The 19,536-nt window shown below is 73.3% G+C and carries 21 protein-coding genes and 2 pseudogenes; 12 read left to right on the top strand and 11 right to left on the bottom strand.

Features of this window, described 5'->3' with window-relative positions:
* Positions 1 to 59 precede the first annotated feature (59 nt).
* Complete coding sequence (locus KYY02_RS16540) at positions 60 to 224, bottom strand: hypothetical protein (RefSeq protein ID WP_371238718.1); 165 nt, start codon at positions 222 to 224, stop codon at positions 60 to 62.
* A gap of 97 nt (positions 225 to 321) precedes the next feature.
* On the opposite strand from KYY02_RS16540, the gene KYY02_RS16545 reads away from it, so the two are divergent.
* From KYY02_RS16545 to KYY02_RS16555, 3 genes are all read left to right on the top strand, one after another.
* A complete protein-coding gene (locus tag KYY02_RS16545; protein ID WP_371238719.1) occupies positions 322 to 1,665 on the top strand; it encodes a tetratricopeptide repeat protein in 1,344 nt (447 codons plus the stop codon).
* Positions 1,666 to 1,853: 188 nt separating this feature from the next.
* Positions 1,854 to 2,615 (top strand): GAF and ANTAR domain-containing protein, encoded by a 762-nt coding sequence (locus KYY02_RS16550; RefSeq protein WP_371238720.1) that lies wholly within the window; start codon positions 1,854 to 1,856, stop codon positions 2,613 to 2,615.
* Positions 2,616 to 2,642: 27 nt separating this feature from the next.
* Positions 2,643 to 2,918 carry a hypothetical protein gene (locus KYY02_RS16555; protein WP_371238721.1) on the top strand — a complete coding sequence of 92 codons (276 nt, stop codon included), beginning with the start codon at positions 2,643 to 2,645 and terminating at the stop codon, positions 2,916 to 2,918.
* Positions 2,919 to 3,032: 114 nt separating this feature from the next.
* Here KYY02_RS16555 and KYY02_RS16560 read toward each other — a convergent pair whose 3' ends face one another.
* A complete protein-coding gene (locus KYY02_RS16560) occupies positions 3,033 to 3,839 on the bottom strand; it encodes a hypothetical protein (protein WP_371238722.1) in 807 nt (268 codons plus the stop codon).
* 301 nt (positions 3,840 to 4,140) lie between these two features.
* Here KYY02_RS16560 and thrS point away from each other — a divergent pair, with 301 nt between their 5' ends.
* Together thrS and KYY02_RS16570 are read left to right on the top strand one after the other, a co-directional pair.
* On the top strand, positions 4,141 to 5,364 hold the full coding sequence (gene thrS / locus KYY02_RS16565) for a threonine--tRNA ligase (RefSeq protein WP_371238723.1): 1,224 nt from the start codon (positions 4,141 to 4,143) through the stop codon (positions 5,362 to 5,364).
* Positions 5,365 to 5,598: 234 nt separating this feature from the next.
* Positions 5,599 to 7,302 (top strand): glycoside hydrolase family 13 protein, encoded by a 1,704-nt coding sequence (locus KYY02_RS16570; protein ID WP_371238724.1) that lies wholly within the window; start codon positions 5,599 to 5,601, stop codon positions 7,300 to 7,302.
* Positions 7,303 to 7,833: 531 nt separating this feature from the next.
* On the opposite strand, the gene KYY02_RS16575 is transcribed toward KYY02_RS16570, so the two are convergent.
* Positions 7,834 to 8,205, bottom strand: coding sequence for a DUF6479 family protein (locus KYY02_RS16575; RefSeq protein ID WP_371238725.1), 372 nt, complete (start codon positions 8,203 to 8,205; stop codon positions 7,834 to 7,836).
* Between the two features lie 492 nt (positions 8,206 to 8,697).
* On the opposite strand from KYY02_RS16575, the gene KYY02_RS16580 reads away from it, so the two are divergent.
* A complete protein-coding gene (locus KYY02_RS16580) occupies positions 8,698 to 9,078 on the top strand; it encodes a MerR family transcriptional regulator (protein WP_371238726.1) in 381 nt (126 codons plus the stop codon).
* 240 nt (positions 9,079 to 9,318) lie between these two features.
* Positions 9,319 to 9,522, top strand: coding sequence for a cold-shock protein (locus KYY02_RS16585; protein ID WP_003969786.1), 204 nt, complete (start codon positions 9,319 to 9,321; stop codon positions 9,520 to 9,522).
* A gap of 276 nt (positions 9,523 to 9,798) precedes the next feature.
* Here the strand turns inward: KYY02_RS16585 and KYY02_RS16590 are convergent, their stop codons facing one another.
* Positions 9,799 to 10,119: an antibiotic biosynthesis monooxygenase family protein gene (locus tag KYY02_RS16590; protein ID WP_371238751.1), complete on the bottom strand. Its 321-nt coding sequence runs from the start codon at positions 10,117 to 10,119 to the stop codon at positions 9,799 to 9,801.
* A 777-nt stretch (positions 10,120 to 10,896) separates the two neighbouring features.
* Between KYY02_RS16590 and KYY02_RS16595 the strand changes: the two genes are divergently transcribed.
* From KYY02_RS16595 to KYY02_RS16605, 3 genes and pseudogenes are all read left to right on the top strand, one after another.
* The gene (locus KYY02_RS16595; protein ID WP_371238727.1) at positions 10,897 to 11,565 is read left to right on the top strand and encodes a DUF998 domain-containing protein; all 669 of its coding nucleotides are present in this window, start codon (positions 10,897 to 10,899) and stop codon (positions 11,563 to 11,565) included.
* A gap of 56 nt (positions 11,566 to 11,621) precedes the next feature.
* A complete protein-coding gene (locus tag KYY02_RS16600; RefSeq protein WP_371238728.1) occupies positions 11,622 to 11,834 on the top strand; it encodes a DUF4287 domain-containing protein in 213 nt (70 codons plus the stop codon).
* A gap of 13 nt (positions 11,835 to 11,847) precedes the next feature.
* Positions 11,848 to 12,027: pseudogene (locus KYY02_RS16605) on the top strand (oxidoreductase); the annotation flags it as partial.
* A 78-nt stretch (positions 12,028 to 12,105) separates the two neighbouring features.
* On the opposite strand, the gene KYY02_RS16610 reads toward KYY02_RS16605, so the two are convergent.
* The 5 genes and pseudogenes from KYY02_RS16610 to KYY02_RS16630 all read right to left on the bottom strand — a co-directional run bounded on the left by KYY02_RS16610 (position 12,106) and on the right by KYY02_RS16630 (position 16,738).
* Entirely contained in the window at positions 12,106 to 12,456 is a 351-nt protein-coding gene (locus KYY02_RS16610) for a MerR family transcriptional regulator (protein WP_371238730.1), read from the bottom strand.
* 530 nt (positions 12,457 to 12,986) lie between these two features.
* Complete coding sequence (locus KYY02_RS16615) at positions 12,987 to 14,495, bottom strand: DEAD/DEAH box helicase (protein ID WP_371238731.1); 1,509 nt, start codon at positions 14,493 to 14,495, stop codon at positions 12,987 to 12,989.
* Between the two features lie 232 nt (positions 14,496 to 14,727).
* Positions 14,728 to 14,931 carry a cold-shock protein gene (locus tag KYY02_RS16620; RefSeq protein WP_030819851.1) on the bottom strand — a complete coding sequence of 68 codons (204 nt, stop codon included), beginning with the start codon at positions 14,929 to 14,931 and terminating at the stop codon, positions 14,728 to 14,730.
* A 609-nt stretch (positions 14,932 to 15,540) separates the two neighbouring features.
* A pseudogene (locus KYY02_RS16625) lies at positions 15,541 to 16,310 on the bottom strand (polysaccharide deacetylase family protein); the annotation flags it as partial.
* Between the two features lie 257 nt (positions 16,311 to 16,567).
* Positions 16,568 to 16,738 carry a hydrophobic protein gene (locus KYY02_RS16630; RefSeq protein WP_371238732.1) on the bottom strand — a complete coding sequence of 57 codons (171 nt, stop codon included), beginning with the start codon at positions 16,736 to 16,738 and terminating at the stop codon, positions 16,568 to 16,570.
* Between the two features lie 138 nt (positions 16,739 to 16,876).
* On the opposite strand from KYY02_RS16630, the gene KYY02_RS16635 reads away from it, so the two are divergent.
* Positions 16,877 to 17,050, top strand: coding sequence for a CsbD family protein (locus KYY02_RS16635; protein ID WP_371238733.1), 174 nt, complete (start codon positions 16,877 to 16,879; stop codon positions 17,048 to 17,050).
* 380 nt (positions 17,051 to 17,430) lie between these two features.
* On the opposite strand, the gene KYY02_RS16640 is transcribed toward KYY02_RS16635, so the two are convergent.
* Positions 17,431 to 17,667 (bottom strand): hypothetical protein, encoded by a 237-nt coding sequence (locus KYY02_RS16640; protein ID WP_371238734.1) that lies wholly within the window; start codon positions 17,665 to 17,667, stop codon positions 17,431 to 17,433.
* Positions 17,668 to 17,739: 72 nt separating this feature from the next.
* Positions 17,740 to 18,741: a TerC family protein gene (locus KYY02_RS16645; protein ID WP_371238735.1), complete on the bottom strand. Its 1,002-nt coding sequence runs from the start codon at positions 18,739 to 18,741 to the stop codon at positions 17,740 to 17,742.
* Between the two features lie 319 nt (positions 18,742 to 19,060).
* Here KYY02_RS16645 and KYY02_RS16650 point away from each other — a divergent pair, with 319 nt between their 5' ends.
* Positions 19,061 to 19,498: an NfeD family protein gene (locus KYY02_RS16650; protein ID WP_371238736.1), complete on the top strand. Its 438-nt coding sequence runs from the start codon at positions 19,061 to 19,063 to the stop codon at positions 19,496 to 19,498.
* The last annotated feature ends 38 nt before the right edge of the window (positions 19,499 to 19,536 follow it).

The raw sequence follows: 19,536 nt of genomic DNA on the forward strand, positions 1-19,536 counted from the left end.
CCGGACGGTGCGGGTCCGTCGCTGCCGGGCGTCTCCCGGGCCGTTCCCGCTGGGCCGTCCTACCGGACCGCCGCCTCCACCGGTGTCGTGGTGCGGTGGTCCGGTTCGGGGTCGACGGCCTTGGTCGGGCCCGCGTTGGCAGCCAGGACCAGCGCCGCGACCGCGGCGACGGCTGCGGCGAGGCCGCGGGCGTAACGCTCGGTGGTGCGTGTGCGTTCCAGCACGGCGACCTCGCAACAGCAACGGGTTAAGCACGTTTAATTCACGGTTTAACCTAAGGGCTGTAGGACGCGAACGGCAAGGGGCACTGGGGGAGTTGGTGTGGGGGAGCGGGACGAGCCGGCGACCATCGGGCGACGGGTGCAGCAGTTGCGGGTGGAGCGCGGGCTGACCCAGAGGCAGCTGGCGGAGCCGGTGTACACGCCCGCGTACATCTCCACGCTGGAGGCGGGACGGGTGCGCCCCTCCGACGACGCGCTGCGGCACCTCGCCGACCGTCTCGGCGTCGCGTTCGACGAACTGGCCACCGGACGTTCCGCCCGGCTGGTGACCGAGCTGCGCCTGCGGCTGACCGAGGCGCGGCGCACACTCGCCGTCGGCGAGACGGAGGCCGCGGTGGAGCAGTACGCCGGGCTGCTCGCCGAGGCGGAGGCGCACGGTCTGGCCGAGGAACAGGCCGCCGCGCTGCTCGGACTCGGGGAGTGCGCGCTGGAGACCGGCGAACTCGTCGAGGGACGCAAGTACTTCGAGCGGGCCGAGGACCGGCTCGCCGAGGCGCCGCTGCCCGCCCGCGCGCCGGCGCTGCGCGGACGGGCCGTCGCCCACTACCTCGCGGGGGAACTGCGGTACGCGGTCTACCTGCTGGAGTCCACGATCGACGAGCTGAACCGGGGCGGCCTGCACGACCCGGACGCCCTGCTGCTGCTCTACGCCAGCGCCATCGGCCCGTACATGGACATGGGCGCGCACGCGCGGGCCGCACAGGCGGCGGAGTTCGCGCTGGCGCTCGCGCCTCAGTCCGGCGACCCGGCGCTGGTGGCGCGCATGCACCGGTCGGTGGCCCGCACCCTGCTCGCCGAGGGCCGCCTCGCCGAGGCGGACGCCTCGCTGGCCAAGGCGGCGGAGCTGTACCGCGGGCTGCAGCTCCGTACCGAGCTGGCCAACTGCCACTGGATGCGCGGCTACGTGTACGCGCAGAACGGCGAACTGGAGCGCGCCGAGAAGGAGATGCGCGAGGCGCTGGAGATGCTGTCGGCCAAGCGGGCCTCCCTCTACAGCAGCCAGGTGACCGTCGAGCTGGCCGACGTCCTGCGCCGGCGCGGCGACTCCCGGGAGGCGGCGGCTCTGCTGGAGGACGTGCTCGGCGGGCTCTCCCCCGAGCGGGGCGCGGTGCACGCGGCGGCGGCGCACCGGCTGCTCGGGATCATCGCCGAGGACGCCCGCCGGGTGGAGCAGGCCGAGGAGCACTACGTCCGCGCGATGAGCCTGCTGGAACGCGCGGGCGCGGCCGGTGACCTGGCCGACCTGTGCCGCCTCCTCGGCGACCTGCTGCGCCGCACCGGCCGCGTCGAAGCGGCCCTGGACGCCTACCGCACCGGCCTGGGCCACCGCACGGCCCCGGGCACCACGACCCTGGGGCCGGCCCCGGCACAGCCGCCGGTGTGAACGGCGGGCGCGCGGGCCGGGACGGCGCGAGACCGACCGTGTCCATGCCGCGCGGGACGGGCGGCCGCACCGTCCGCGCGTGAGCCGGTGAGGGGCCCGGGAACGGCACGGGTCCCGGGTTTCGACGCGGGGCGGAACGGGTAACCGGGGCGCCGATCGTCCGGTGACAGGTGAGGGAGGCGGTAGCGGTGCCCTCCAGGGACGACTCCGGCGACGGTCCGGGACCGGCCCCCTCCCGTGGCCCCGGCGGCCGTGGCCACGAGCGGGTGGCCGGTGCGATCGCCGCCCGTGTGCGCGATGCCGGGCCCGGGGAGGTGCCGGAACGGCTGTGCGCCGTGGCCGTCGACCTCCTGCCGGTGGACGGCGCGAGCGTGTCGTTGCGCGGCACCGGCATGCCCGCACAGCTCGGCGCCTCCGGTCCGCGGGCCGCGCGTCTCGCCCAGCTCCAGGCCACCCTGGGTGACGGCCCCTGCCACTACGCCCTGGAGGCCGGTGCGCCGGTCCTCGCCCGCGACCTCGCCGCCGCCGGCTGCGCCGACCGCTGGCCCGTCTTCACCCAGCAGGCGCTCGACGCCGGTGTACGCGCCGTGTACGCGTTCCCCCTCGGCAGCGGCGCCGTCTGCGTCGGCACCCTCGACCTGTACCGCTCCGTCCCCGGCGGACTCACCGACGACCAGCTGCGGGTGGCCCGGCTCGTCGCCCACGTCATGACGGTGGCGCTGGTGGACCTGCCGTACGACCTCCAGGGCGGCGACGAACCCTGGCTCAGCGGACTGGCCGCCGACCACGACCGCGTCCACCAGGCCGTCGGCATGATCATGGCCCAGCTGGGTGTCGGCGCCGACGAGGCCCTGGCCCGCCTGCGCGCCGACGCCTTCGCCCACGACCGCACGGCCCTGGAGGTCGCCCTGGACGTGGTCGCCCGCCGCCGCCGTTTCGACACGCCCTGAGCGCGCGACTGCCTATCCTCGGCGTTCATGGACACAGCCATTCTCTTCCTCACCTGCGTCGTGATCCTCGGCGTCATGACGATCCAGGGCCACCTCTCCCGCGCCGACCGCCGAGCCGCCCGCGTCGAGCGCAGACTCGACGCGGTGATGCGGCACCTGGGCGTCCAGGAGGAGGTCCCGGGGAGGGACGAGATCCTCGCCCTCGTGCGTCAGGGGAAGAGGGTCCGGGCGATCAAGCTGTACCGCGAGACCACGGGCGCGGACCTGGTCGAGGCCAAGCAGGCGGTGGACCGCCTGACCTGAACCGCCGGCCCGCGGGCCTCCGGGAGGCGGCGGCCGGGGCGTGACCGGCGGCGTCCTGGCCGCCGCCCTGCTGAACGGCGACGCCTGACCCGTCGTCGGGGAGGGACCGGGCCGTCAGACCCGTACCCGCGCCTGCCGGCCGACGTCCGCCAGGCGGTCCGCGCCGAGCTGGACCATCGCCCGGGCGACCTCGGGGAGCACCGATCCGAGGCCGCCGTTGGTGAGGATGATCGCGTTCTCGCCGACGCGGACCGCCGCGAGGTTCACGGTGAGGTGCGTGGGGACGCCGTCGGACGCCTCCCCGGTCATCGTCAGCCGCAGTCCCGCCCGCGCGTCGCCGGCCTTTGGGAGCGGGAGTTCCACCACCTCGACGAGCTGGGCGCCGGCCCGGGGGGTCGTCGCCTCGAACCGCTCGCACGTCTCGGGCAGCGTCCCCAGCCAGGCCAGGACGCGGTCCACGTCGGCGGGCGGGTGCGCGGCGACCTGGTAGCGCAGCTGGGAGCCGTCGTAGGCGTCGTCGAGCGCGGTGGTGGCGCTCGGTCCGGCCGGCGGGCCGAACAGCTCCTCCGTGTAGAGGGCGTCGAGCAGCCGGTGGCAGTCGGCGTTCTCCGCCCTCGCCTTGAGCAGCCCGTCCCGCCAGGTCGCCGCGCCCCGGCTCGGCATCCACGGTTCTCCCAGGTCCGTCCCCGTGACCAGCGCCGCCCGCAGCTGCTCCGCGCTCAGCGCCGACGGACCGGGCGAGGGCTGCTTCGCGGTGGGCGATGCGGAGGACGCGGAGGCGGCCGGGGGCTCGGACACGCCCGCGGGCAGCGGGCGCGGCACCTCCCGGTCGCCGGCCGCGCACGCCGCCGCGGTCAGCAGGGCCGTCACCGACAGCGCGGAGACGAGAAGGGTGCGGGCGGCGGCCGGGGCATGGGTCATCGAGGTGCCTCCTGGGGGAACCGGGCCGTCCACGAGCGGACGTGCTCCCACGGCACCACCCCCTGCGTCGCCCCACCAGCGAGGCGGGCCGTCCGGGTGAGCCCGCCCGGACGGAAAACGGCTCGCGCGCCCCCCGTCCCCTTGCTAGCGTCGCCGGCATGCAGCGCGCCCACTCGTCCCGCACGACGACGCCGGACCGGGTCCCGGCGCGCTGACGGTCGACGACCGACGAAGCCCCGGGGCGAGTGCCCCGGGGCTTCGTCGCGCGTGGTGCTCGCCTCACGACCACGAGGAGCCCACCATGCAGCACGACCACCGACGTCTCGGCCGTGAGCTGGGCCTGTTCGGCACCGACCCGCTGATGGGCGCGGGCCTGCCGTACTGGCTGCCCGACGGCGCCGTCGTCCGGCACGCCCTGGAGGAGTACGTCCGCGAGGCGGAACGTGCGGCCGGCTACCGGCACGTGTACTCGCCGGTGCTCGGCAAACGCGAGCTGTACGAGATCTCCGGCCACTGGGACCACCACAGTGAGGACATGTTCCCGCCCATGGAGCTGGGGGCGGAACAGGTCGTCCTGCGGCCGAGTCTCTGCCCGCACCACGCCCTCGTCTACCGCTCCCGCTCCCGCAGCCACCGGGAACTGCCGTTGCGGATCGCGGAGCTGGGCGGCATGTACCGCTCCGAACCGTCCGGGGTGCTGAACGGCCTCACCCGCGTGCGGGCCATCCAGCTCAACGACGCGCACATCTTCTGCACCCTGGAGCAGGCCGTCGAGGAGGCCCGCGCCGCCCTCGCGCTCATCTCCCGCGCCTACGCCGACCTCGGCGTCCGCGCCGCCCGCCACCGCCTCTCCCTGCCGGGCGACGGCGGCAAGTACGTCGCCGACCCGGCCCTGTGGGAGCGGGCCACCGCCCTGCTGCGCGAGGTCCTGGAGTCCTCCGGCACCGTGTACGAGGCCGTCGAGGGCGAGGCCGCCTTCTACGGTCCGAAGATCGACGTGCAGGTCGCCGACCCGGCGGGCCGCGAGACCACCCTGTCCACCGTGCAGATCGACTTCCACCAGCCGGAACGCTTCGCCCTGCGCTACACCGGCCCCGACGGCGCCCGGCACCGCCCGGTCATGGTGCACCGCAGCGTCATCGGCAGCGTGGAACGGGCGGTCGCCCACCTCCTGGAGGAACACGGCGGAGCCCTCCCGGTGTGGCTGGCCCCGGTGCAGCTCGCGGTGCTGCCGGTGGGCGGGGCGCAGGAGGAGCGGGCGCACGACGTCGTGCGGCGGGCCGGCGAGCTGGGCCTGCGGGCCGAGGTGGCCGCAGCGGGCGGGGGCAGCCTCGGCGCCCGGATCCGCCGGGCCCGGCTGGTGCCGTACCAGGCGGTGCTGGGGGCCCGGGAAGCGGCGGACGGACTGCTCGCCGTACGGCTCAGGGACGGACACCGGCCCGGCGCCCTGCCCGTGGAGGAGGTGCTGCGGAGGATCGCGGAACGGGCGGCGCGGCGCGGCACCGGACTCTGGGAACCCGCGTAGGGCCACGGCGCGCCCGGGAGGGTCCCCGCCCGCCGGCCGGGGGCTCTCCGGTCCCGCGTCGGCGGGGCCGGGCTCCACGAGGGTGCCCGGTCACCGGTTCGATTGCGGCAAACGGGGGTGAAAATTCCGTACGCCGTATCCGCCGGGAATGGCTCCACGCTGCCGGTGCGTTCGCTTTTACGGTGTTCCGCAGAGATTCTCCGCAGGTACCCGCACGCACCCAGAGGAGACCGCGTGACCGACCGCACCGCCACGCCCGACCCCAGGCCGCCGCACCCCGCCCCCGACGCCACGCCCGACCTCTCCTCCAGGAACCCCGACTGGTGGCGGCAGGCCGTCGTCTACCAGGTCTACCCCCGCAGCTTCGCCGACGCCGACGGCGACGGGCTCGGTGACCTGCGCGGCATCACCCGACGCCTCACCCACCTCGCCGCGCTGGGTGTCGACGCCCTGTGGATGAGCCCCTTCTACCCCTCCGAGCTCGCAGACGGCGGTTACGACGTCGCCGACCCGCGCGACGTCGACCCCCGGCTCGGCACCCTCGACGACTTCGCCGCGCTCGTCGCCGAGGCCCACCGGCTCGGCCTGAAGGTGATCGTCGACATCGTCCCCAACCACACCTCCCACCAGCACGTCTGGTTCCAGGAGGCGCTGCGCGCAGGGCCGGGCTCACCGGCCCGCGACCGCTACGTCTTCCGCGACGGCAAGGGGGAGCGGGGCGAGCTGCCGCCCACCGACTGGCAGTCCGTGTTCGGCGGCAGCGCCTGGCAGCGGGTGCCGGACGGGCAGTGGTACCTGCACCTGTTCGCCGCCGAGCAGCCCGACCTCAACTGGGGGAACCAGGAGGTCCGCGACGACGTCCGCACCACCCTGCGGTTCTGGGCGGACCGGGGCGTGGACGGCTTCCGCGTGGACGTCGCGCACGCTCTCGCCAAGGACCTCGACGAGCCGCTGCGCGACCTCGGCGACCACGCCTCGGGCGGTGAGGAGGCCCTCGCCGACTTCCCGCCCGGCACCCACCCCTTCTACGACCGGGACGAGGTGCACGAGATCTACCGCGACTGGCGCAAGATCCTCGACGCCTACTCCCCGCCCCGCATGGCCGTCGCCGAGGCCTGGGTCCCCGGCGCCCGGCGCGCCCTGTACGCCCGTCCGGACGAGCTGGGACAGGCCTTCAACTTCGAGTACCTGCAGGCCGCGTGGGACGCGGAGGAGCTGCGACAGGTCATCACCGGATCGCTTCGGACCGCGCACGCCGCCGGCGCCTCGGCGACCTGGGTGCTCTCCAACCACGACGTCGTCCGGCACGCCTCCCGCCTGATGCTGCCGCCGGACACGGACGAGAACGCCTGGCTGCTGTCCGGCGGCCACGCCCCCGCAGTCGACCCGGACGCCGGGCTGCGCCGGGCCCGCGCCGCCACCCTGCTGATGCTGGCGCTCCCCGGCTCGGCCTACCTCTACCAGGGCGAGGAGCTCGGCCTGCCCGAGGTCGCCGACCTGCCCACCGAGGTCCTCCAGGACCCGATCTGGGAACAGACGGGACACGTCCGCAAGGGCCGCGACGGGTGCCGGGTGCCGCTGCCGTGGACGACGACCGGTCCGTCGTACGGTTTCGGGGCGGCCGGTGCCTGGCTGCCGCAGCCGCCGTCCTTCGCCGCGTACGCCGTCGAGGCGCAGGACGGGGCCGAGGGCTCGACCCTGGAGCTGTACCGCACGGCCCTGCGGCTGCGCCGCAAGCTGATCGACGGCGAGACGCTGAACTGGGCGGAGGAGACCCCGGAGGGGGTCCTGCAGTTCGACCGCGGCGACGGCTGGCGCTGTGTGAGCAACCTGTCCCCCGGCCCGGTCTCCCTCCCGGCGGGCGAGGTCCTGCTGACCAGCGCACCGCTGGAGGACGGCCGACTCGGCCCGGACACCACGGCCTGGCTCGGCCGCTGACCCGGACACCGCCCCGGCCCACCGGGGCGGTGTCCGGGAGGGCGCCCGACGGCTTGCGGACGGTACGGCCCTCCGGCGGGACCCGGCCGCGCGGCGACGGCGGACGACGGGCCGCGGGACGGTCGTCCGGTCACCTGCACGGACGTCCCGCGCAGGTGGCCCGTGCGGGACGCAACGGCGCGATCGGCTCCGGGGTGTCCGTGACGTCCGTACGGGGAGCCCGCCGGTGATGCACAGGTCCAGCAGGACGGCGGCCGGAATCCTCGTCGGGCCGCGCCCGGCGGCGGGCGCCCCGTCCGCCGCCGGGCGCGGCCTGGTACCGCCCCGGGCGCGCAGGTCACCGCCTCCGACCAGAGCGGCACGAGGTGTGCACCGGCACCGCGGGCCCGGCGGCCGCTGCAGCCCTGTTCCCGGGCCCGCCCTCCCGGACGGGCCCGGCCGGCTCCAAGGACGCCGCCACCCTGGACGGCGTCAGCGCGTCGACGAGCAGACTCGGACCGCCGTGGGGGACGCCGCCCCGGCACGGTGAGGTCACACGTGCCCGGGGCCTCCGCTGCCGAAGGCGCCGCTGGATCCGGGCAGCCAGCGCCTGCGCTGCTGGTCCTTGCACGTTCTGGTCGAGGAGTGGTGGAGTTCGTAGGGCATGAGCCGTGAGCCGGTCCTCGACATGTCCGGCATCTCGTCCGGCTCCCGGACCTCCCGCATCTCGCGGACCGCGCCGCCGTCCGGCATCCTCGGCTGCTCCTCCTCGGTGGGGCGGGGCTCCTCCTGGTCCATGTACCGCATGCCGACACGTACGGCCCAGACCAGCGCGCCGGCCACGACCAGCCCGCCGATGAAGGCCGTGATGACGGCCCACCTGTGCGTACTGGAGGCCAGAACTACATACGTTGCCGTGTCCATGTTCTCGAGTATGGCCGAAGAAATGAGATGAAGCGCCTTGAATGTCGCATATCGTCACGCTCCTGGCCCGCCCCGGCGGGCGGTCACCCCCGTGGCATGGCAGATTGCGGCCGGGGGAAGGCCGGGGCGGGCCGTCGCGTCCCCACGTGTGCAGCTCGGGGCCCGGCCCCGGCCCTCCCGCCTCCGCGGTCCTGCCGCTCCCGCGCCCCCGCCGGTGCGGCCCGGCCCGACGCGATGCTCCGCAGACCCCCGCCCGCACCGCCCTCGCCGGGGCCGGATACGGAGGCGCTGCCGCCCTCACCGGTCCGTACCGCACCCGCCCGGACGGGGTGTGACCGCCGTACGGAATCCGCCGCGGAGCGTGCGCAGGGCGAACGCGCGCAGAACATCTGACGTCGTCACGTCAGTTTTTCCGCCGGGCCGACTAGAGTTCCCCGTGGGGAACCGTCCCCGTGGCGGACCGTGCCCACCGTGGTCCGCGGAAAGGTGCGTATGCCTTCGGGAAGTCAGCCGTACGCCGACGGCCGGCAGCCGGACCGGGACCGGCTCCCCGTCGCCGACCGGCTCGACGACGACCATTTCCCGGCCTACACCATGGGCAGGGCCGCCGAACTGGTCGGGGCCGCACCCGCTTTTCTCCGCGCCCTGGGTGAGGCGCGGCTGATCACCCCGACGCGCTCGGGAGGCGGTCACCGCCGCTACTCGCGCCATCAGCTGAGGCTGGCCGCCAGGGCCCGGGAGCTGGTCGGCCAGGGCACCCCGGTCGACGCCGCGTGCCGCATCGTCAGCCTTGAGGACCAGTTGCGGCAGGCCGAACGCGCCAACGAGGAGCTGCGCCGACGGGGCGCGGGGGCGGCCCGCGGGAGACGATGAAAATCTGTTCCCGCCGAAACAGAATTTCCGCTCCCGTTGAACAAAATCTCTTTCCTTAAACATCCGATGGTGCTTTATTCCAGTGATTTTCCTCGCTTGCCATTGAGTTCTTCCGTGCTAGGCTGACGTCAGTTGCAGTTGTGGTTGCCAGTTTGCTACCGGGTCTCCGGGCAGGTGATCATCGCGACGATGAAGGGATTCGTAAAGTGCGAGTCCCAGCACTGTCTCAGGAGAATTGATATGGCCACCGGTACGGTGAAGTGGTTCAACTCGGAAAAGGGCTTCGGCTTCATCGAGCAGGACGGCGGCGGCGCCGACGTGTTCGCCCACTACTCGAACATCGCCACCTCCGGCTTCCGTGAGCTCCAGGAAGGCCAGAAGGTGAGCTTCGACGTCACGCAGGGCCAGAAGGGCCCGCAGGCGGAGAACATCGTCCCCGCCTGATCCAGGCGCAGGGATTCAAGGGCAGGGGCCCGCACTTCGGTGCGGGCCCCTGCCCTTCGTTGTCCGGACCCTTCTCGTCCGCGTTCTCCGCGGGACCGTCACGACCGCGCCCCCTTCGCCACAGCGTGTCCACCGCGATCCGCGCGACCGTGCCGACCGCCGCGCCGTCCGCCGCAGGAGTGGCCGTGGTGTGGGCGATCCGGGTGAGACACGGCGTCGGACGGGAAGCCCGACGCCCGGCGGCGCGGTCGCGCCGCCGGGAGGGCGAACCCGGCGTCAGTCCTGCCGGGGCGCGGCCTGCTGGACCACCTCGAAGGACCACAGGGTGGCGTCCGTGGCGGCCGGCCGGGGCTTCTCGCCCGGGGCCCCGCCGTGGGCGGCCTGAGCGCGGCCGGACATCCAGCGCTGGAAGTCCTCCTCGCTCCGCCAGCGGGTGTAGACGAGATAGGTGTCGGTGCCCTCCACCGGACGCAGCAGCTCGAACCACTCGAACCCGTCCGAACCCTCCACCGCCCCCGCCCGCGCGGCGAACCTCTGCTCCAGCGTCTCGCGCTGCTCCGCCGGGACCGTGAGTACGTTGATCTTGACGATGCTCATGTCCCGATTGTTCCGCAGGGCCGGTCCGGGAGGCGTGGCGGGGCCCGGCCCGTGCGGGCGCGTCACCCGGCGGGAGGTGTTGCCGCGGAACGTCGGGCTGCCGCCGGCGAAGTCGAAGGTGCGCTCGGCGTTGTCGATGCCGACGTCGTCCGGGACGGTCATCGGACCCGGGTCGCCGCGGTACGTGAACCCGTGCTTGCCGTTGTCGTAGGCGATGCTGCGCCGGATGAGGTGGCCGCCCCCGCCGTCCTCGCCGCCGGGCTTGTAGCCGTTGCGGTCGCCGTCGTCGGCCTGACCGCCGGTGCCGTTGCTGCCGTTGCAGAAGCCGCTGCCGGAGTATCCGGATCATTCGGTCCCGACGGCGCCGGTACGGACCGCCGAGGGCCCCTCGGCCTCGTGGTGGACGGTCGCGGTCTTGCGCGGGACCGCCGGACAACGTGACGAGCGCGCCGGCCGGCAGGTCGGCACAGGCGAGGGTGGGCCTCGTGCACATCGTTCGCCTCCAGGTTCGGCCGGGCGGGGGCGAGCTCATCGACGAGTTCGGGTCCGTGAACGGAGAAAGTGCTTTCCGGGACGGCAAGGGTGCGTTGTGGACACGTCAGTAGCCTTGACGATGAGCAAGGTTCACACCCATGGGTAACCAGGTGGCGGCTCCGTGCCCCGCCGGTCGGCGACACTCCGAGGTCGTGTGACGCAGAACACATCGGGTGGGGCGGTGAATCCTCCCCCTGCCGGTGGTCGTACACACGACAACACCGACGCACGGAAGGCCCGGCCATGACCCACTCACTCGACGCATCCCGCCCCCTCGCCCCCGCTTCGCCCACGTCGCGCCCGGCGGCACGGTGGACCGCGGCCGGTGGCGTGCTGGCGGGCCCGCTGTTCCTCGCGGCCGGTCTCGCCCAGGGCTCGGCACGGGAGGGCTTCGACTTCACCCGGCACGCGATCAGCCAGCTCGCCCTCGGCGGGGCGGGCTGGATCCAGACGGCGAACTTCCTGATCGCCGGGGCCTTACTCGTCGCCGGGGCGGCCGGTCTGCGCCGGGTGCTGGGCGGTGGCGCGGGCGCGACCTGGGGCCCTCTCCTCGTCGGGGTGTGCGGTGTCTCGTTCTGGGGCGCCGCGGCCTTCCCCGCGGACGCCGGCGCGGGCTTCCCCGCCGGTTCCCCCGACACGACCACGCTGAGCGGGCACGGAGCCGCCCACATGGCCGCCGGGATGGCCGGTTACCTCGCCCTGTGCGCCGCGTTCGTCGTCCTGGCCCGCCCGCTCGCCGGCCGCGGCCACCGCGGCTGGGCCGTCGCCTCCAGCCTCGCGCCCGTCGCCGTGCTCGCCGGGTTCGCCGGCTCCGCCGCTTCCGTTCTGGCGTTCACCGCGGGCGCGGGCCTCGGCCTGCTCTGGCTGGCCGCCCTGACGGCCCGGCTGGCCACCGGCCCGGCGAACCGCTAGCCGGCCGCCGTACCCCGACCACGCAAGATCTGTCCGACACGGGACGGGAGCACCTCATGACCGACGCGGTGAAGGGCCCTGCCGGCTACTTCCCCTCCATCGAGAAGAAGTACGGCCGGCCTGTCGCCGAGTGGAAGGAGCTCATCCGCTCCTCTCCGCTCACCAAGCACATGGAGCTCGTCAACTGGCTCAAGACCGAGCACGGACTGGGCCACGGCCATGCCAACGCCCTGGTCGCTCACACGTTGGCCGAGGACAGCGGCAGGTGACCGGGCGCGGGCCGCCGACGACCGCACCGTCGACGCGGCCCTGACCGGACGCCGCGCCGCCCTCTGCAAGGAGCTGGTCTGCAGGGGCGCGGCCTGGGACGTGGCCAACCCGGCCCTCGGCATCCCGACCCGCCGCCGCGGCGTGGTCCGCGAGCCGGCCGCCCAGGACCCGGCGGTCGGGGCCGCGGCCTGACCGCGCGCCCGGCCGTGCGCGACGGGGAACGGCCGGGGACGACGTCCGTCGTGCACCGGCCGGCCCGCGCCCACGCGGTCAGTCCGAACCGGCGTCGGCGCCGCGGGACGCCTCGTCCGCGGCGCGGCGGTACTCGGCGTTGATGCGCTGGGCCTCCTCGAGCTGGTCCTCGAGGATGACGATGCGGCAGGCCGCCTCGATCGGGGTCCCCCGGTCGACGAGCTCGCGGGCACGGGCGGCGATCCGCAGCTGGTAGCGGGAGTAGCGGCGGTGACCGCCCTCCGAGCGCAGCGGAGTGATCAGGCGGGCCTCGCCGATGGCGCGGAGGAAGCCGGGGGTGGTGCCGAGCATTTCGGCGGCCCGGCCCATGGTGTAGGCGGGGTAATCGTCGTCGTCCAGACGATTGCTGAGTGGAGTGTCTGCTGGCATGTCACCTCGTTGTACAACGCGTCGAGGGGCCCTGGTGCCGTGCGGCACCAGGGCCCCGAAGGAAATTCAACACCATCGGTCGGCCCTCATGCTGTGCCGACCTTCTGTTTCCGCTACCCGGCCCGGTGGGGGCGGGGGTGCGGGGATCGCGGTTGCGTGACCAAAGACCACCATCCGTTCCGGGGTCCTGAGGTACCCGGACCGAAAGCCTCTCGGCACCGGGCGATCCTGATGGCGTCTACTCCTCCGTCCTCTCCTCCGAACCGACTGCTTGATGAACGGGTACTGCGGTACTGCTACCCGCCAGTTCGTGTCTGTCGGGTCTCGCTCGACCGTGTCAACGAGGGAAAGGCTAACGGCAGCGCGTCGCAATGTCTATTCTGGCAAAGGCAGATTTGGGCGTGCGGCTGTCCCGGACGGCCTGTGGTCCGCGACAGCGGGGAGCGCTCGTCGGAGGCGACGGGGCGGACACGACGACGAGGGCCCCGCCGACGTGTGTCGGCGGGGCCCTCGTGTCTTCTCCGGCGGCTCTAGGCGGCCGGGCCGAAGTCGGGCCGCCGCTGGGTCCTGCGGCCCCCTTCGCCGCCGGCCCGGCCCTGGCCGGCCCGGCCCCGGCGGCCCCGGCGGCCGCGGGAGGGGGACGACGTGCCGCGGGGGCGTTCCACGGGCGGCGCGGCGATGACGACCGGGACGCCGGAGGGGACCTGGGCGCCGGTGATGCGGCTCAGCTCCTCCTCGCCCGACCGGACCTGAGTGACCTGGGGGGTGATGCCCGCCGAGACCATCAACCGGTTCACGTCGCGACGCTGGTCGGGGGTCACCAGGGTGACGACGCTGCCGGACTCCCCGGCGCGGGCGGTACGGCCGCCGCGGTGCAGGTAGTCCTTGTGGTCGGTGGGCGGGTCGACGTTGACGACGAGGTCGAGGCTGTCGACGTGGATGCCGCGTGCCGCGACGTTGGTCGCCACCAGCACCGTCACCTCCCCGCTCTTGAACTGGGCCAGGGTCCGCGTGCGCTGCGGCTGGGACTTGCCGCCGTGCAGGGCAGCGGCGCGGACACCGCTGCTCAGGAGGTGCTTGGTCAGCCGGTTCACCGCGTGCTTGGTGTCGAGGAACATGATCACCCGGCCGTCCCGCGCCGCGATCTCGGTGGTCGTCCGGTGCTTGTCCGCGTCGTGCACGTGGAGTATGTGGTGCTCCATGGTGGTGACGGCGCCGGCGGAGGGGTCGACCGAGTGGACGACGGGGTCGTGCAGGTAGTTCCGCACCAGCCGGTCGACGTTGCGGTCCAGGGTGGCCGAGAAGAGCATCCGCTGCCCGTCGGGGCGCACCTGGTCGAGCAGGGCGGTGACCTGGGGCATGAAGCCCATGTCGGCCATCTGGTCGGCCTCGTCGAGTACCGTGATGCCGACGTCGTCCAGCAGGCAGTCGCCCCGCTCGATCAGGTCCTTGAGCCGTCCGGGCGTCGCGACGACCAGCTCGGCACCGGTGCGCAGCGCACCGGCCTGCCTGCCGATGGACATCCCGCCGACGACGGTGACCGGCCGCAGACCCACGGAGCGGGCGTACGGAGTGAGCGCGTCGGTGACCTGCTGGGCGAGCTCGCGGGTGGGGACGAGCACGAGGGCGAGCGGTCGCCGCGGCTCGGCGCGCCGGCCCGCCGTGCGGGCCAGTACGGCGAGGCCGAAGGCGAGGGTCTTGCCCGAGCCCGTGCGGCCGCGGCCGAGTACGTCGCGACCGGCCAGGGAGTTCGGCAGTGTGGCCGCCTGGATCGGGAACGGTGCGGTCACGCCTTCGTCGCCGAGCGTGGCCAGCAGCCGTGCGGGCATGTCGAGGTCGGCGAACGACTCGACGGCGGGCAGCGCGGGTGTGATCGTCTTCGGCGGCGCGAACTCGCCCTGCGGGGCGGGCCGTCCGGACTGCCGGCTTCCCTGGCCCCTGGAACGGCGCGGACCACCGGAGCGGGGCGCGCCGGAGCGGGGCGCCCCGGAGCCTCCTCCGGAACGGTCAGGAGTGCGGGACGTGCGGGCATGCTTCATGCGGAGCCTTCCTTGATGGGGCACGTACCAAGGAATTCCCGCAGCAGATGGGCGGCGCAGAGAATCTCGAGACGAGCCGAATTCGATGGGGCGGCGTCGGGCCTACGGAGGAGGCGTCACCGGCCGGTGACGCGGTGGAGCCTTTCCGTCGCGCGCCCTGAAATGCGCGCGAGCCGGGGCCCGCACCCCAGAGGTGCGGGCCCCAGCTGCGAAGTATGCGTCGCCGCCGGTGTCAGGCGGGGACGATGTTCTCGGCCGTCGGGCCCTTCTGGCCCTGCGCGATGTCGAACGACACCTTCTGGCCTTCCTGCAGCTCACGGAAGCCCTGGGCGACGATGTTCGAGTAGTGGGCGAAGACGTCGGGGCCGCCGCCGTCCTGCTCGATGAAGCCGAAGCCCTTTTCCGCGTTGAACCACTTCACGGTGCCGGTAGCCATGTCATTTCTCCTTCGGAGGCGGTATCGGTAATTCACCCTGTGTGAATTCCGTGTCGCCGTGATGATTAACCCGTCGGAAATGAACCTTCTGGCAACCACACCTGCAACTGGTAACGACGGTAGCACGGTGGGATCGGCCCCGCACGGCCGATAATTCCGGCCCGGTCGGCGGCCGGGGGAATACGCGTCCCGCCCCGCCCTTCTTCCTCCTGTGGCGGACACAGATATTGCTCTCCGCGGAGCACGGGCTTCCTGCCGCACGCTTCCGTCCGCACCCCTGTGACCTCCGCAGACGGCGGATCCGCCGCCGCTGCCCCGGCCGGCGGACCGCCCGACGGTGAACGCGCCGGACCCTCGCTGCCGCGACGAAGATCACACCTGCTGCACCGGTGCGACGGCCGGGACCGCGGCTGCCGCCGGAGCCGGCGCCGTCGTCCTGCTCACCGAGGGCAGCGAGGCCCGCCGGGTCGCCCCGGAGACCATGGGGGCCTTCGCGCACCACCGTCGCACCGTCGACGGCCGCCACGCCCCGGACTCCGCCCGGTGGCGCGCCGCCGGCTGAGGGTACCGTGCGCCCGGCCGACCGTGACGGACCGGTTCCGGGGGGCAGCGCACCGGGAAGCCGAAGGAGTAGCCCTGCTCCTCGAGCCAGGGCAGGGCGCGGCGCAGGGCGTCGACGGTCTGCGCGCGGTCGCCTCCCGCGTCGTGGAAGAGGATCGTCGGCCGTTGGCGATCTCCCGTTCGACGGTGGCGACGACGGCGTCGGCGCCCGGCTGCTCGAAGTCCTTGGTGTCCACGTTCCAGCCCAGCGGGCGCATGCCCCGGGAGGCGGCCAGCTCGCGGCTGTAGGGGGTGAGGGCCCCGCCGGGCGCCCGGTAGTACATCGGCCGTACGCCTCCGGACGCCTCGGTGATCATGCGTTCGGCGTCGAGGATCTCCTTCTTCTGGTAGGCCTCGGACTTCCTGTCCATGGTGGTGTCGTGCGAGACCGTGTGGTCGCACAGCCGGTGCCCGGCCGCGACCACCTCCTTCACGAGGTCCGGGTGGGCCTGCGCCTGCGTCCCCGTCACGCAGAACGTGGCCTTCACCCCGTACTCGCGCAGCAGGTCGAGGACTTGGGGGGGCCACGCGGGGTCGGGACCGTCGTCGATGGTGATGCTGACGCCGCGCGCCCCCTGGTCCGAGGCGTGCACGATGGTCGCCGTGACCGGCTCCACGTCACCGCCCGGCGCGGCGGACGCCGTCGCCCTCGGCGGCGGGGCGCCCGCCATGCCGGCCTGCGCGGTCCACATCGAGGCGCCGACGGCCGGCACCGTCACCCCGAGCGCCGCCCCGACCACCCTGCCGTACCAGCCGCGTCCGCCACCGTGCCGTGCCATGACGTCGGCCACCTGTCCGCCGAGGGGGGAACCGGCGGGTGCCGTTCCGCCGGCTGCGACGAGGTGTCTTCGCGCGACCCGTCGCCGTCAGCGACGCCCCCGAGCGGCTGCGGAGCGGTGTCGCCCCGCAGCCGCTCGGGGCTCTCCCGGTCGGTCCCGTCCGTCGGACGCGGTGTTCCGGTGTCCCGCGCGCGAGCGCAGGGCCCGGCCACCGAGGTGGCCGGGCCCTGGAAGGCGGGGCGCGTCTTCGGAACGCGTCACCATCGGTACCAGCGGCTACGGCCGCCGCCGGCCGAGGTGGAGCGCATGACGAAGCCGAGCAGCCAGAGCACCAGAACGGCGATGGCGATCCACCAGAGGACCTTCACGGCGAAACCCGCGCCGAAGAGGATCAGCGCGAGGAGCAGAACCAGCAAAAGGGGAACCATAGTTATCGACCTCCTGAGCCATCGTTTGCCCTGCGCCAACGCCGTCATTCACCAGCGGCACCCTGTTTGTGAAGGAAAGGTGAGGGAACGCGGACTGCACCGAGACAGTGGCGAGGGCGCTACGAGGAGGCGTGTTCCATGAGTGCCGGCGAGAAGGCCAAGGCGAAGACCGAGCAGGCCCAGGGCAAGGCGGAGGAGGCCCTGGGGAGTGCCACCGGGGACGACCGCACGGCTGCCGAGGGCCAGGCCAGGAAGAGCACGGGAGACGCCCGCGAGGCCAAGGAGAAGGCCAAGGACGCCTTCAAGCACTGATGCCCGCCGTGGCCCGGCAGGGAGCCGTCCCAAGACGGCTCCCTGCCGGGTGCTCGGATGAGCGCCGGGACCTCCCCGTACGCCGACGTCACGACGCCCCGGCCGCGGCGCAGCAGCCCGGCGGAGCCGGGGCGGGGCAGGGGCGGTGGTTCCGGACAGGGCGGCGGTGACCGCTCCTTTGGGGACCGGCCGCGGAGGAGCCGGGCGGACGGGCGCGTCCGCCACCGGGACCGCGCGGCGGGCCGGGGCCGGACCGACGCCGTGTGGGACGGCGGAACGGGACGGGACTTCGCCTGCGCCGGCACCCACGACAACGAGTTGTGGACGGAGGCGGCCGGACTCGCGGTGCGATCAGGACCGTCCCCCGGCCGTCCCCGGGGTCAGCCGCGCCGCCAGCCGGTCAGCGTCCGCCAGGTCTCGCCGCGTATGGATGTGACCGCCACCTGTTCGGGTACGTACTCGGAGCACTTCTCGTTGTGGCAGGGGCCGGCGGTCCACGTGGGGACGTAGACGCCCATCGTCTTGTGTCGTTCCAGGACGGCGTTCACGGGGTGCTTGCACGAGCGGCACACGTACCTGGCCCGAGACGTCGCCGACTGCTCTTCCGTTCCGGACATATTTGTATATTACTACCCTTTTGACCTCTCTTGGGGGTTCCTTGACGGAAGTCCCGCGGTGATCGGGTCCGGTCACCGGTCCTCGGTGCGGCCCTCGGGCAGGCCGGTGTCGGCCGCCGGCGGCGCTTCCCCGTGGTTGGTGGGCGGGGGGCGCAGCAGGCTGAGCGCGATGGAGACGCTCAGGACGGCGGCGATGACGGCGAGGCTGAACAGGGAGGGGATCTCGGGTACGGCAGGGCTGATGATCTTGTGAGTCGCCTGGAGGATGAGCTTGACGCCGATGAAGGCGAGGATGAGCGCCAGGCCCTTGCTCAGGTAGTGGAACCGGTCCAGCAGGCCCGCGAGCATGAAGTAGAGGGCGCGCAGGCCCAGGATGGCGAAGGCGTTGCTCGTGTAGACGATGAAGGGGTCGTTGCTGACGGCCAGGACGGCGGGCACGCTGTCGACGGCGAAGACGAGGTCGGCGGCCTCGATCGCGGCGACGACGGCGAGCAGCGGGGTGGCGACGCGTTTGCCGGCTTCCCTGACGAAGAAATGAGGGCCGGCGTACTCGTCCCGCACGGGAATGATCTTGCGGAGCAGGCGTACGGCGATGCTTCTGCCGGGGTCGAAGCTGTCCTCCTCGCCCTTGAGGATCTTGTAGGTGCTGTAGAAGAGGATGGCGGCGAAGCCGAACAGGACGGCGGTGAAGCGGCTGACCACGGCGACGCCGGCGGCGAGGAAGACGCCCCGGAAGACCAGGGCGCCCAGGACGCCCAGGAACAGGACGCGGTGCTGGTAGGCGCGCGGGACGGTGAAGTAGCCGAAGATCAGTGCGAAGACGAAGAGGTTGTCGACCGAGAGGCTCTTCTCCAGCAGCCACGCGGTGGTGTACTCCACTCCGGCGGTCGTCCCGACCACGAGGAAGACCGCGACGCCGAAGGCGATCGCCAGTCCCACCCAGACCGCGCTCCAGGCGGCGGCCTCCCGGAACCCGATGACGTGGGCCTGCCGGTGCGCGAGCAGGTCGACCGCCAGGGACACCAGTACGGTGACGGCGAAGACCATCCACAGCCACAGCGGAACATCGTGCACGGTTCCGACCTTTCGAGCGCGACCGACCGGCAGTCTCCCTTCGAGTCTGGTCCATGAGGGGGCGGGTGTCTCCTCGACGGGCTCCCCCGGCCCGCCCCGGCCGCGGCCGGCCGGGCCCCTCGCCCCGGCCGCCAGACCCCCCCGGTCCTCGGCCGCCTTCCCGAACGTTCATGATCACGGCAGCCGTTCGGCCGCCCGCGGGCGCCACCGCCGAGCAGGGCGGACCCTTCGGAGAGCGAGAACCGCGGTCGCCGTGCCTGTCTGCCCGGCGCTCCGAGAGGTAACTTGAGAGGGAAGGCCCCAGAAGGAGGGCGATCCGATGCCGTGGTTCATATGGCTGCTCGTCGCCGCGGTGCTGGGCGCTGCGGAGTTCTTCACTCTGACGCTGTTCCTCGGGCTGCTGGCGGGCGCCGCGCTGGTCGCCGCCGTGGTCGCCGGTGTCGGCGTCGGACTTCTCGGCCAGCTCGTGGCACTCGGCGTGGCGGCGGCGGCGGGCCTCGTCATCGTCCGTCCCGTCGCGCTGCGGCACAGGGAACAGCAACCCCTCGTCCGCGAGGGAAGCGACGCGCTGATCGGCAAGCGGGCCGAGGTCGTGCAGGAGGTCACCGCGACCCGCGGCCTGATCAGACTCTCCGGCGAGGAGTGGTCCGCCCGCGCCCTCGACGAGAGCCTGGTGATCCCGGTGGGAGCGCTGGTGGACGTCATGGAGATCGAAGGCGCCACGGCCGTCGTCTACCCCCGCGCACTCCTTCCGTGAACTCGTGACCCCGTGAACGGCTGAACGCACACCAACGG

This window comes from Streptomyces pimonensis, assembly GCF_041380215.1.
GTDB classification, from domain to species: domain Bacteria; phylum Actinomycetota; class Actinomycetes; order Streptomycetales; family Streptomycetaceae; genus Streptomyces; species Streptomyces pimonensis.